The sequence below is a fragment of the Flavisolibacter ginsengiterrae DSM 18136 genome (assembly GCF_059568575.1).
Genome location: NZ_JCANTR010000015.1, coordinates 66576 through 79461, shown reverse-complemented (window position 1 = coordinate 79461; position 12886 = coordinate 66576). Strand labels below are relative to the sequence as shown.

The window sequence follows — 12886 nt, the reverse complement described above, 5'->3', positions numbered from 1 at the left end:
TAGACATCTATGCCTATCAATTTATAATGGAAGCTCTATAATAAGATCCTGTTTATGTACACTGAAACTCAAATAATAAAAGATACTACGCAATTCACTTCCAATGGGCAGGAAGGAGAACTGGTGATCAATGTAGGACCTCAGCACCCGGCTACCCATGGCGTATTGCACCTTGTGATCACGCTGAATGGTGAGACCATTAAGAAAGTGGAGCCGCACCTGGGATATATTCACCGGTCCATTGAAAAAATGTGCGAGAGCCTGAGCTACAGGCAATTTATTTACGTCACCAGCCGCATGGATTATTTATCAGCCCATATGAATAACCATGCCTGCGCTATGACAGTAGAAAAGGGATTGCAGATTGAAGTGCCTCCAAGAGCGCAATATATACGCGTGATCATGGATGAACTGACCAGGATCGCTTCACATGAATTATGGTGGGGAGCCATGGCAATGGACCTTGGCGCTTTTACACCATTCTTTTATGCCTTCCGTGAGAGGGAGACCATTAATGACATCATGGAAGAAACCTGTGGCGCACGGCTGACCATGAATTACATGGTTCCCGGTGGCGTGATGGCAGACATCCATCCTCTTTTTCAACAAAGGGTGAAAGATTTTATAAAGCTCTTTAAGTCGAAGATCGATGAATATGACGAACTGGTTACCGGCAACATCATCTTTCAAAACAGGATGAAAGGCGTTGGTGTTCTTTCAAAAGAAGATGCTATTTCCTATGGTTGCAGTGGGCCCGTTGCCCGTGGCAGTGGTGTATCCTGCGATATCAGAAAATTATACCCTTACGAGGTTTATGACAAGGTGGCTTTTGATGAAATAATAGAAACGGAAGGGGATTCATTTGCCCGCTACATGGTAAGGATCAGGGAAATGCACCAATCAATCCGCATCATTGAACAATTAATTGATAATATACCCGAGGGTGATTTCCAGGCAAAGACCAAGGCAGTATTAAAATTACCGAAAGGTGAATTCTATACAAGAGTGGAAACAGCAAGAGGTGAATTGGGCGTGTATATAGTAAGTGAAGGTGGAACAACACCCTACCGTATAAAATTCAGATCACCTGGATTTTCCAACCTTTCTGCGCTCGATCATATGGCAAGAGGTAGCAAGATAGGCGACCTGATGGCCATGATGGGCACACTGGACCTGGTGATACCGGATATTGACAGGTAGGTGGTGAGGTTGACAAGTTAACTAGTTGACAGGTTGAAAGGTGTTAAGAAGTTTAAAGAAAATGAAATAACTATTTATGTTTAGTTTGGAAGGCATAACAAAATTTTTACAGGATTGGCTGTACGCCAACTTCAATCCTACCTGGGCGTTGATCATCGAATGCCTGATCGTCATTGTATTGGCGATTGCCTTATTTGCCTTTTTAGGCCTGGTACTGGTACTGATGGAAAGAAAGGTGGCTGCGCACATGCAGATACGCCTGGGTCCCAACCGAGTGGGTCCGAAAGGCATGTTCCAGACAGCAGCAGATACATTGAAGCTGATCATGAAAGAAGGTCTTACTCCTGATGGAGCTGATAAGTTCTTATTCAACCTGGCACCTTTTGTAGTAATGATCGTAGCCATGCTGATACTGGCACCTATTGCATTTGCCAAAGGATTCCAGATCTGGGATCTCAATATTGGAGTATTGTATGTATCAGCTATTTCTTCCCTGTCCGTTATCGGCATACTCATGGCAGGATGGGCAAGCAATAACAAATATTCCTTATTAGGCGCCATGAGAAGTGGTGCCCAGATTGTCAGTTATGAACTATCTGCAGGCATATCCATTTTGTGCATTGTTGTTTTATCCGGAAGCCTTTCCATCAACGATATTATTGCCAGCCAGCAAAATGGCTGGTGGTTGTTTAAAGGGCACATACCTGCAATCATTGCCTTTGTTATTTTCATGATTGCGGTGACTGCAGAAACCAACCGGGCACCTTTTGACCTGGCGGAAGCCGAGTCTGAATTAACAGCTGGTTTCCATACAGAATATTCGGGGATGAAGTTTGCCCTGTTCTTCCTGGCGGAATACATCAACATATTTATCGTTTGTGCTATCGGTGCAACCTTATTCCTGGGAGGATGGATGCCTTTTCATATTGGAAGCTGGCAGGCATTTAACCATATTATGGATTATATCCCTTCATCGATCTGGTTTTTTGGAAAAACATTTTTCCTGATCTTTTTGATCATGTGGTTTCGATGGACATTCCCAAGGTTAAGGGTGGACCAGCTGCTGAACCTGGAGTGGAAATATTTATTGCCTATAAGCCTGTTCAATTTATTACTGGTGACAGTAATAGCCATTTTTGGGTGGCATTTTTAAAATAAAATCAACCGGTGAATTCCGGTTGATACACAAAAACGATTGAAACAATAACCATGTTTATCAAAGAATACTTAACGGATATCTACAGGGGCACCAAATCATTGCTCACGGGAATGAAGCGCACCGGTTATTATTTTGTGCGTCCCCGGGAGATCATTACAGAGCAATATCCTGACAACAGGGAAACCCTGGTGATGGCTGAACGTTTCAGGGGTGAAGTGGTCATGCCGCATGATGCCAACAATGAACATGCCTGCACGGGTTGCACCGCATGTGAACTGGCCTGTCCGAATGCCACTATAAAGATCATCACCAAATTTGATCTAACGCCTGAAGGCAAAAAGAAAAAAGCGCTTGACACTTTTGTTTATCACCTGGAACTCTGCACCATGTGCGGCCTGTGCGTGGAGGCTTGTCCAACAAGTGCCATAAAGATGGGACAGAATTTTGAACACAGTGTTTACGACAGGAGCCAATTAACAAAGAAACTGAATCAACCAGGATCTAAAATCAGGGAGGGAGTTGAATAATGAATGCATCAGCCATCATATTTTATGCTATATCAGCATTCCTGCTAGGATCAGGACTGCTGGCGGTCACTTCCAGGAAGATCTTCCGGTCAGCCATTTGGTTGTTATTTACACTGGTGGGTGTAGCCGCGCTGTATTTCTGGATGGATGTAAACTTTATTGGAGCCATACAGATCATTGTTTATGTAGGTGGTATAGTGGTACTCATCATATTCTCCATTTTCCTTACACAACAATCGGGAAAAGAAATGGCGAAGCCTATGATGAAGCGCACTGTATTTTCTATACTTGCGGCTCTTTTTGGTTTAGGTTTCAGCTATAACCTGATCAGCAATTATGGGTTTACTGCCAATACAACTACGCCCTTCAATGTCAGTGTCTCTGAAATAGGCACACAAATGCTTAGCACCACATCACACGGCTTCGTACTTCCTTTTGAAGTGGTGAGCATGCTGTTGCTAGCTGCCATGGTAGGATGCATAGTCATTGCCATGAAAACACCGGAACAAAAACAGGCTGCTATCAAACCTTCGCCTGTTCAACCGGAAATGCCTGTGAATATTGAAGAATTGATCAATACTACCATTACTAAAAAAGAAACCGCGGAGGAAATGTAATATGGGAACGGTACCACTGACACATATATTATTTGTAAGCACAGCCCTTTTTTGTATTGGCATGTATGGCTTGTTCACGCGACGCAACCTGATCACGATGCTAATGGCCATTGAACTGATATTGAACAGTGTCAATATCAATTTCGTAGCCTTTAATAAATACCTCTACCCCGACAAATTAGATGGTATTTTCTTCGTGATCTTCATCATTACCATTGCTGCCGCCGAAGCTGCTGTAGCCATAGCCATTATCATTAATCTATACAGAACACATCAATCAATAGATGTGGAAGATGCAACCGAACTGAAATTTTAAGACATGTCGAACTATTCTTACATAGCGCTGATCCCATTGTTACCACTGGCCAGTTTTATTTTGCTGGGGCTTTGGGGAAAAAAATATTTTAAGTCAACTGCGGGGATCCTAGGCACTGCTTCACTCATGGGCTCTACGCTCCTTTCCCTTTATGCCGCTTATTCTTATTTCTTTGTTGATGGAAAGATCAATGGAGCTTATGGGAAGATAGAAGTAATGAAACATACCTGGCTGCAATTTTCCCCGGGCCTATCCATTGATATGGGTTTCCTTTTAGATCCTATTGCCATTATGATGATCGTAGTGGTGAGTTTTGTTTCGCTGATGGTACACCTATTCAGTCTTGGGTATATGAAAGGAGAAGAACGGTTTGCCACCTATTATTCCTTCCTGGGACTTTTCACCTTCTCCATGTTGGGACTGGTGCTTTCCACTAATATTTTCCAGATCTATATTTTCTGGGAGCTTGTTGGTGTGTCCTCCTACCTGTTGATTGGTTTTTATTATGACAGGCCATCTGCAGTAGCCGCAGCTAAAAAAGCGTTTATTGTTACCCGGTTTGCCGATTTTGGATTCCTGGTTGGCATATTGATCCTTGGCTTCTATGGGGGATCGCTTGATTTTGGTACTTTATTACAACGGTTAACATCTGTTCAATCCAGCGAATTTATAAGTATTACAACAGCTTCATTCCTTGGTGTATCTATGCTTACCTGGGGTTTGTTACTGGTATTTATGGGTGGTGCGGGTAAATCTGCTTTATTCCCACTCCATATCTGGTTACCGGACGCCATGGAAGGACCAACACCGGTTTCTGCCCTTATACATGCGGCTACCATGGTGGTGGCAGGTGTTTACCTCGTGGCCAGGCTTTTTCCTCTTTTTGCCATGGATGAAGCGGCCTTACAGGTAGTAACTTATGCAGGTATTATTTCTGCTTTGGTGGCAGCCATTATTGCCTGTACGCAAACTGATATCAAAAGAGTGCTGGCTTATTCGACGATGTCACAGATTGGCTTTATGATGTTTGCCCTTGGCGTTTCAGGGTATGGAGAAGCAAGAGGATTGGGTTACACAGCCTCCATGTTCCATTTATTCACCCACGCCTTTTTTAAATCGCTTTTATTTCTTTGTGCCGGTTCTATCATTCACCTCGTGCACAGTAATGACATGAAGAATATGGGCGGCCTGAGAAAGCTTATGCCGGTAACGCATTTTGGCTTTTTGATCGCCTGCCTGGCCATCTCGGGCATACCTCCATTTGCCGGATTCTTCAGCAAAGAAGGCATCCTGATGGCTACCTTTGAATCTAATAAGTTCATTTTCTTTATTGCGCTCTTCACTTCCGCCCTTACAGCATTTTATATGTTCAGGCTTTACTTCTCTATTTTCTGGAATAAAGAAGCTTCAACTGAAAAGACATATCATGGAGAAGGGTCGCTGTCCATGAAGGTTCCATTGATCATATTAACAGCATGTTCCATACTGGCAGGGTTTGTTCCTTTCTCAAAATTGATCACCACTGATGGTTTACCGCTGGAAGAGCATATGAACCTATTATTTTCAATTGCCCCTGTGGGCCTGGCCCTGTTAGCCATATTGATAGCTGCCAACCTTTACAAAAAAGAAAACACAAAGCCACAAAAGCTGTCACAATCCTTAGGAACATTATATATAGCAGCAAAAAGGAAATTTTACATTGACGAAGTTTACCTGTTCATCACTCAAAAAGTTGTATTCAATTTGATTGGCCGTCCTGCAGCATGGATAGACCGCAATATCATTGATGGATCTGTTAACCTGTTGGCAACAGTTACCGGCAAAACATCACAAAGGATCAAAGGCCTCCAGTCAGGTAGTGTTCAGAACTATGCATTGTATTTTTTTAGTGGAATAGCTGCTTTGGCAGTCATCTTTATTTACTTATGGAAATAATGTTTGTATGAATTTATCATTGCTCATAATAGTGCCCTTTTTGACAGCCATCGCTATTTTATTTTCAAAGGAGGCGAAAACAACAAGGATCGTTTCTTTACTGGGCGCCGTCGTGCAACTGGCTTTAGCACTATTCCTGCTTACTGCCTATTTACAGGAACGTTCGTTGGGGAATACAGCACCTATGCTGTTTGAATACAATTATGTTTGGTTTGGTCCTTTACATATTAACTATCATGTAGGTGTGGATGGTATATCCATTGCCATGATCTTATTAACAGCATTCGTGGTACTGGCAGGAATACTGGTTTCATGGACTATAGAAAAATGGAACAGGGAATATTTCTTTTTGTTGCTCTTTTTGAGCATGGGTGCCTATGGGTTCTTTATATCATTGGACCTGTTCACCTTATTCTTTTTCCTGGAAGTGGCTGTGATACCGAAATTTTTGCTGATAGGTATTTGGGGCAGTGGAAAGAAGGAATACAGTGCCATGAAGCTTGCTCTCATGTTGATGGGCGGATCAGCCCTGGTATTTGTGGGCCTGGCGGGCATTTTCTTCCATACCAATACATTTGATATCTTACAGATAGCACAACTTCACATTCCTTTAGCCACTCAAAAACTATTTTTCCCATTCGCCTTCATAGGGTTTGGCATATTCACCGCCTTATTTCCTTTTCATACATGGGTACCTGATGGCCACTCCTCTGCTCCCACCGCAGCATCGATGTTTTTGGCGGGCATATCTATGAAGTTGGGGGGCTATGGATGCCTCAGGGTAGCCACCTACCTGATGCCTGATGCAGCACATGCCTATTCAGGTGTCATCATTGCATTGGCAACCATTGCCATCATTTACGGGGCCTTTGCCACCATGATGCAAAAGGACCTGAAATATATTAATGCGTATTCATCCGTCAGCCATTGTGGTTTTGTTTTATTAGGTATTGGCATGCTAACAAAAACATCCATTAATGGCGCAGTACTGCAAATGGTATCGCATGGTTTGATGACAGCCCTTTTCTTCGCCGCCATTGGAATGATCTATGGCCGGACACATACAAGAATGGTTGCGCAGTTGGGTGGGTTATTGAAAGTCACCCCCTTTATATCCACCGTTTTTGTCATTGCGGGTCTCTGTTCTTTAGGTCTTCCGGGGTTCAGTGGCTTTGTAGCGGAAATGACAGTATTTATGGGTTCCTGGCAAAACCCGGATACACTTTACAGAGTAGCCACCATACTGGCTTGTGCTTCCATAGTAGTGACCGCAGTGTATATTTTAAGAGCAACTGGCAAAACCATCATGGGGCCTATAAACCAATCGTATTTGCGACTGAATGACGCCACATGGAATGAGAAACTGGCCGCTGGTGTTTTGATCACGGGCATCGTCATCATTGGTATTGCTCCTTTTTTGATCAATCAATTAATTGCAGGAGGTACAGAGACCATCATGCAGCAAATAGGAAAAACCATCATTTCTAAATGACCACCGTATGTTGAACGAGTTTTTTATATTGATGAAGCAGGAACTGACCGTTGCGGCCATCATATTTATATTGCTTTTTTTAAAACTAGGTAAAGACCGCAGTAATGAGACGATAATGCACATAGTAAATGCATTACTGCTTTTCAATGTAATATTTGGTTTTATTGGCAACAGCCAGGGCATGCTCTTTAACGAGATGTTCAGGACCAATCCATTAATGGTATTGGAAAAAAATATCCTGAGCCTGGCCATGCTGATCATTTCCATGCAATCATGGTCATGGCTAAAAACGCATAAGCATGTGATTGAGTTTTATTTGCTCTTGTTGTCTACACTGCTAGGTATGTTCTTTATGATCTCAGGAGGCACCTTACTCATGTTCTATCTGGGCCTGGAGCTTTCTACCATACCGTTGGCAGCAGCTGCCAACTTCAATCTTACCAAAAGACAATCATCTGAAGCTGCCATGAAGCTGATCATCTCTTCAGCTTTTTCTTCCGGTCTTTTATTATTTGGTATTTCCATGATCTATGGAACGACAGGCACTTTGGTATTTTCTCAATTACCTCAATTACTCACTAACACACCTTTACAAATATTTGCATTTATATTATTGCTCGCCGGCTTTGCATTTAAGATCTCGGTGGCACCATTCCATTTGTGGACAGCGGATGTATATGAAGGAGCTCCAGTAGCAGTTACATCCTACCTGTCTGTAGTTTCTAAAGGCGCAGTGTTGTTTGTATTTGTCTCGGTTTTGTACACAGTATTTAAACCGCTTGCCGAAGCCTGGTACAATATGTTGTTCATTCTTTCCGTATTGACCATCATTACAGGTAATCTTTTTGCGATCCGGCAAGACAATTTCAAACGGTTCCTCGCATTTTCATCCATAGCCCAGGTAGGCTTTATCCTGATCGGTATTACCGGAAGTTCACAAACAGGTTCTACCTCCGTTATTTATTTTGTACTGATCTATGTGTTTTCCAACCTGGCAGCTTTCGGCGTTGTTTCATTGGTGAGTGCCTTGACAGGAAAAGAAAAGATCAGTGATTACAGGTCTTTCTATAAAACGAATCCAGTGCTTTCCTGGATACTAACCATTGCTTTATTTTCACTGGCGGGGGTACCACCTACTGCCGGTTTTTTTGGTAAGTTTTTCCTGTTGTTGGCAGGGGCCTCCAAAGGAAATTATTTGCTGATCACTATTGCCGCTCTCAATATGATCATATCCTTTTATTATTATTTAAGAATAGTGAAAGCCATCTTTATGGATCCAAACGAACAACCTATAGCCAAAATCACCATCCCTGTTTTTCCACGGATTGCTTTATATGCATGCGTGATTGGCGTATTATTCATTGGTTTGTTCAGTTATGTATATGAATACATTCACTCACTCAATAGTCCTTTTTAAAACTGTTTTATGGCTATCAATAAAAATCATGAATTCGAGGAACTGAACGGGGTTAAATGCGCCATTGTTGAACGAAACGCATCACAGGATAGAGTGGATTTTTTAAAAGATATCCTTGAAGTGAATAATTATACTGTAATAGTGGTTGCCAGTCCTCCACCTAAAGCAGCTCCCGCACCGCCTCCTGTAGCCACAACAGAAAATCAACCTGGTGTTGTGGAACCTGTACCTGCTCCTTCCACATTTACCGTAGGCGTCACTGATGTAACATTTAACCCTACCAATGCCATCTTTGGCCGGCTGTTAAAAACGCGTGATAAACATATTGTAACACTGGCTTACTGGAAACAAAAAGAACCAGTACCACTGGACGAAATTCCTTATTTCGAAGACAGAAATTCCTAGTTTTCATTTTTCTTGCCAGACAATAAAAAGAACCGGCCTGCCGGTTCTTTATTTTTTGCTCCATAACGTGTTCTCTAACCAGGTCAAGATTGTTTGTGCATTTCGAACATGATTATAGTAGCTGCTATTATGTCAAATCATGTGATTGACAAAATCAAATTATCTCCGCCTGCCCATAAAAAAAGAACCGGTCTCCCGGTTCTTTACTTTTTGATAGTTGTAGACTTATAAAGCTTTTAATGTGGAAAGCTTGTGCCATCTTTCGGATTTAGCTGCTTCTGCCTGCTCGAGGAATTCTGCAGCCAGTTCAGGATTTTTCGCTTTGATCACTTTAAAACGATTCTCCTGGTACATGAAATCTGAAAGTGGTAATGCCGGATCCTTGGAATCGATCACGAAGCGTTGACCCTGTGGTTTTAATGGATTGTAGTGGAACAATGGCCAGTAACCTGATTTCACAGCCATATCCTGTTCATAAGCACCCCGGTTCATTTCTATACCATGAGCTATACAATGTGCATAGGCAATGATCAGAGATGGACCTGGATAAGCTTCAGCTTCCAAAATGGTCCTGATAGTATGTGCGTCGTTAGCGCCCATCGCGATCTGTGCCACATAAGCTGTACCATGAGCAATGGCCTGTAGTGCCAGATCTTTTTTACCCGTGGTCTTTCCATTGACCGAGAATTTGGCACTGGCACCGATTGGAGTTGATTTCGATTTTTGTCCGCCTGTGTTGGAATATACTTCGGTATCCATTACCAGTATGTTCACATTTTCACCGGTTGAAAGAACATGATCCAAACCACCATAACCAATATCATAGGCCCAGCCATCACCACCAATGATCCACATGGATTTAGCAGCAAGGAAATCGGCAAGATGCAACAGGTTCCTGGCTGCATAGGTATTTATATTACGCAATTCCTGCTTCAGGGCTTTGATCATGTCATGTTTTGCCTTGATCTCTCCTTCTGTAGTTTCAGGCGCATTGATAATGGCATCTACCAGTTCATCACCTACCTCTGCCCTGAACTGGTCTAATAATGAAATAGCAGATTCACGTTTATTATCATTGGCCAGTTTAATACCCAATCCAAATTCAGCATTGTCTTCAAACAATGAGTTGGCCCAGGCTGGTCCTACCCCTTGTTTGTTTTTCGTCCATGGCGTAGTAGGAAGGTTGCCACCGAATATGGAAGAACAACCCGTAGCATTGGCTACGATCATCCTTTCTCCAAATAATTGGGTCAATAATTTCAGGTATGGAGTTTCACCACATCCTGAGCAGGCACCTGAAAATTCAAATAAAGGCTGGAAGAACTGTGAACCTTTAACTGTGTTTTTATTGATCCTTTCTCTTCCCACTTCAGGCAGATCCAGGAAGAAGTCCCAATTGGTTTTTTCCACTTCCTGTATGCCTGTCTTATCATACATATTCACTGCCTTATGGCCAGGATCAGTCTTACTTGTTATCGGGCAGAATTCCACGCAAAGATTACATCCTGTGCAATCTTCTGTAGAAACCTGAAGTGTATAAGCCTCAGTGGTTTTATCCCATTCTTTACCGATAGGATCCATTGATTTGAAGCCTGAAGGAGCGGTTTCCAATAAGCTCTTGTTATACACTTTTGCCCTGATGGCAGCATGAGGGCAGATCAGCACACATTTATTACATTGTGTACAGAGGCTGGTATCCCAGACGGGTACGGCATCAGCAATATTTCTTTTTTCCCATTGGGTAGTGCCTGATGGGAAAGTGCCATCGGCAGGAAATGCACTTACAGGCAATTCATCACCTTCACCAGCAATGATCTTTCCTAATACTTCTTTTACAAAATCCGGTGCAGATGCTGGTAAAAGATCATCCAAAGGTCTGTCCCCTAATGCATATTGGGAGTAATCAACTTCATACAAATTAGCCAGTGTTTGATCTACTGCTTCATAATTTTTATTTACAACAGCCTCGCCTTTTTTCCAGTAGGTTTCATAAATAGCTTCCTTGATCTTGGCAATGGCTTCCTCGCGTGGAAGAATATTGCTGATAGCAAAAAAGCAGGTTTGTAAAACGGTGTTGATCCTTGAGCCCATACCGGCTTCCTTCGCCACAGCATGTGCATTGATGGCAAAAAATTTCAGTTTTTTATGAACAATCTCTTCCTGAATCTTGCGGGGAAGTTTTTCCCAAATCTCTTCTTTTGCATATGGAGCGTTCAATAAAAATACAGCCCCTGGCTTGGCATCTTTGAGTATGTCATATTTAGTGAGGTAATTAAAATGATGACAGGCTACAAAATTGGCAGCGCTCACCAGGTAGGTTGACTGGATGGGCTTTTTACCAAAGCGCAAGTGGGAAACCGTTAATGATCCTGATTTCTTGGAATCATACACAAAATATCCCTGTATATAATTATCAGTTTTCTTACCAATGATCTTAATTGAATTCTTATTGGCACTTACAGTACCATCGGCTCCAAGCCCGAAGAACAAACCATTAAATAAATGCTGGCCATCCAGTGAAAAATTCTTTTCGTAAGGAATACTCAGGTTAGTCACATCGTCTTCAATGCCTATGGTAAATTGCCTGGGAGCTCCGGGGCGTTGCAGCGTTTCAAAAATGGCCTTTACCATGGATGGAGTGAATTCCTTGGATGATAATCCATAACGTCCTCCAATTATATGTGGTCTGAAATCATTTTCCTGGCTCAGCGCATTGACAATATCCATATACAATGGCTCGCCATTACTATTAGGCTCCTTGCAACGATCAAGAACTGCAATTGATTTTACTGTTTTAGGGATGGCGTCTATACAATCTGCCACAGAGAATGGACGGAAAAGACGTACTACTAATACACCAGTTTTCGCACCTCTTTCATTCAAATAATTGACAGTTTCCTTTACTGTACCTGCCGCTGAACCCATAATCACGATCAGTTGCTCTGCTTCCGCATGGCCATAATATTCAAAAAGCTGGTAGTTACGACCTGTCAGGGCACCCAATTGACTCATTTTATCTTTCATTATATCCACAACACCGGAATAGTATTTATTCCCAGCTTCCCTGTTTTGGAAAAATACATCCGGGTTTTGGGCTGTTCCGCGAATGAAAGGATTATCAGGAGATAATGCTCTTGATCTATGTTCATTTATCGCATCCAGGTTGATCATAGCCTGGATGACATCATCTGGGATCACGTTTACTTCGGTCAATTCATGGGATGTCCTGAACCCATCAAAAATATTCATGACAGGTACACGGCTGTCCAATGTTGCGGACTGCGCGATCAATGCCATATCCATTACTTCCTGGGAGTTATTTCCAAAAAGCATGGAAAAGCCTACCGAGCGTACTGCCATTACATCACTATGGTCACCGAAAATGGACAAGGCGTGAGTAGCCAGCGCACGGGCTGCAATATGGAATACTGCAGGTGTAAATTCTCCTGCGATCTTATACATATTTGGGATCATTAGCAATAATCCCTGTGAAGCTGTGAAAGTTGTAGCCAGTGTTCCACCCTGTAAAGCACCATGAACGGCTCCTGCCGCACCGGCTTCACTTTGCATTTCCATCACCCGTGGCACCTGACCAAATATGTTTTTGATTCCCTGCGCACTCCACTCATCTGCCCACTCACCCATTGTTGATGAAGGGGTTATGGGGTAAATGGCGCAAACCTCGTTTGTTTTATAGGCAATATAGGCCGCAGCCTCATTGCCATCCATTATGGCGAGATCATCTTTTTTTATTTCCGGAGTGCCTGCGGAAATAGGTTCCAAAGCTGTTTGCATTATTGAAATTTTGGTAGTAAAAT

Annotated in this window: 10 protein-coding genes; 9 read left to right on the top strand and 1 reads right to left on the bottom strand. The window is 42.6% G+C overall.

The genetic code is table 11. The features are described from left to right. Window positions 1-54: 54 nt before the first annotated feature. The 9 genes from BP74_RS15510 to BP74_RS15470 all read left to right on the top strand — a co-directional run bounded on the left by BP74_RS15510 (window position 55) and on the right by BP74_RS15470 (window position 9068). Window positions 55-1200, top strand: coding sequence for an NADH-quinone oxidoreductase subunit D (locus tag BP74_RS15510; RefSeq protein WP_496375274.1), 1146 nt, complete (start codon window positions 55-57; stop codon window positions 1198-1200). A gap of 76 nt (window positions 1201-1276) precedes the next feature. Further along, complete coding sequence (gene nuoH, locus BP74_RS15505) at window positions 1277-2353, top strand: NADH-quinone oxidoreductase subunit NuoH (protein ID WP_496375272.1); 1077 nt, start codon at window positions 1277-1279, stop codon at window positions 2351-2353. A 56-nt stretch (window positions 2354-2409) separates the two neighbouring features. Then, window positions 2410-2886, top strand: coding sequence for a 4Fe-4S binding protein (locus BP74_RS15500; RefSeq protein ID WP_496375270.1), 477 nt, complete (start codon window positions 2410-2412; stop codon window positions 2884-2886). Continuing rightward, window positions 2886-3503, top strand: a complete 618-nt coding sequence (locus tag BP74_RS15495) for an NADH-quinone oxidoreductase subunit J family protein (protein WP_496375268.1) — start codon at window positions 2886-2888, stop codon at window positions 3501-3503. The genes BP74_RS15500 and BP74_RS15495 overlap by 1 nt, the downstream gene beginning before the upstream one ends. 1 nt (window position 3504) lies before the next feature. Next, window positions 3505-3819: an NADH-quinone oxidoreductase subunit NuoK gene (gene nuoK / locus BP74_RS15490; protein WP_496375266.1), complete on the top strand. Its 315-nt coding sequence runs from the start codon at window positions 3505-3507 to the stop codon at window positions 3817-3819. A gap of 3 nt (window positions 3820-3822) precedes the next feature. Continuing rightward, window positions 3823-5754: an NADH-quinone oxidoreductase subunit L gene (nuoL, locus tag BP74_RS15485; RefSeq protein ID WP_496375265.1), complete on the top strand. Its 1932-nt coding sequence runs from the start codon at window positions 3823-3825 to the stop codon at window positions 5752-5754. Window positions 5755-5761: 7 nt separating this feature from the next. Then, the gene (locus BP74_RS15480) at window positions 5762-7246 is read left to right on the top strand and encodes a complex I subunit 4 family protein (RefSeq protein WP_496375264.1); all 1485 of its coding nucleotides are present in this window, start codon (window positions 5762-5764) and stop codon (window positions 7244-7246) included. A gap of 7 nt (window positions 7247-7253) precedes the next feature. Further along, on the top strand, window positions 7254-8663 hold the full coding sequence (locus BP74_RS15475) for an NADH-quinone oxidoreductase subunit N (RefSeq protein ID WP_496375263.1): 1410 nt from the start codon (window positions 7254-7256) through the stop codon (window positions 8661-8663). A 9-nt stretch (window positions 8664-8672) separates the two neighbouring features. Next, window positions 8673-9068 carry a hypothetical protein gene (locus tag BP74_RS15470; protein ID WP_496375262.1) on the top strand — a complete coding sequence of 132 codons (396 nt, stop codon included), beginning with the start codon at window positions 8673-8675 and terminating at the stop codon, window positions 9066-9068. A gap of 225 nt (window positions 9069-9293) precedes the next feature. Here BP74_RS15470 and nifJ read toward each other — a convergent pair whose 3' ends face one another. Continuing rightward, window positions 9294-12863 (bottom strand): pyruvate:ferredoxin (flavodoxin) oxidoreductase, encoded by a 3570-nt coding sequence (gene nifJ, locus BP74_RS15465; protein WP_496375261.1) that lies wholly within the window; start codon window positions 12861-12863, stop codon window positions 9294-9296. Window positions 12864-12886 lie beyond the last annotated feature (23 nt).

What these genes read in the sequence shown, in the direction of transcription:
- BP74_RS15510 (WP_496375274.1), top strand. Translation starts at nt 55, where the DNA reads ATGTACACTGAAACTCAAATAATAAAAGATACTACGCAATTCACTTCC.
- nuoH (WP_496375272.1), top strand. Translation starts at nt 1,277, where the DNA reads ATGTTTAGTTTGGAAGGCATAACAAAATTTTTACAGGATTGGCTGTAC.
- BP74_RS15500 (WP_496375270.1), top strand. Translation starts at nt 2,410, where the DNA reads ATGTTTATCAAAGAATACTTAACGGATATCTACAGGGGCACCAAATCA.
- BP74_RS15495 (WP_496375268.1), top strand. Translation starts at nt 2,886, where the DNA reads ATGAATGCATCAGCCATCATATTTTATGCTATATCAGCATTCCTGCTA.
- nuoK (WP_496375266.1), top strand. Translation starts at nt 3,505, where the DNA reads ATGGGAACGGTACCACTGACACATATATTATTTGTAAGCACAGCCCTT.
- nuoL (WP_496375265.1), top strand. Translation starts at nt 3,823, where the DNA reads ATGTCGAACTATTCTTACATAGCGCTGATCCCATTGTTACCACTGGCC.
- BP74_RS15480 (WP_496375264.1), top strand. Translation starts at nt 5,762, where the DNA reads ATGAATTTATCATTGCTCATAATAGTGCCCTTTTTGACAGCCATCGCT.
- BP74_RS15475 (WP_496375263.1), top strand. Translation starts at nt 7,254, where the DNA reads ATGTTGAACGAGTTTTTTATATTGATGAAGCAGGAACTGACCGTTGCG.
- BP74_RS15470 (WP_496375262.1), top strand. Translation starts at nt 8,673, where the DNA reads ATGGCTATCAATAAAAATCATGAATTCGAGGAACTGAACGGGGTTAAA.
- nifJ (WP_496375261.1), bottom strand. Translation starts at nt 12,863, where the DNA reads ATGCAAACAGCTTTGGAACCTATTTCCGCAGGCACTCCGGAAATAAAA.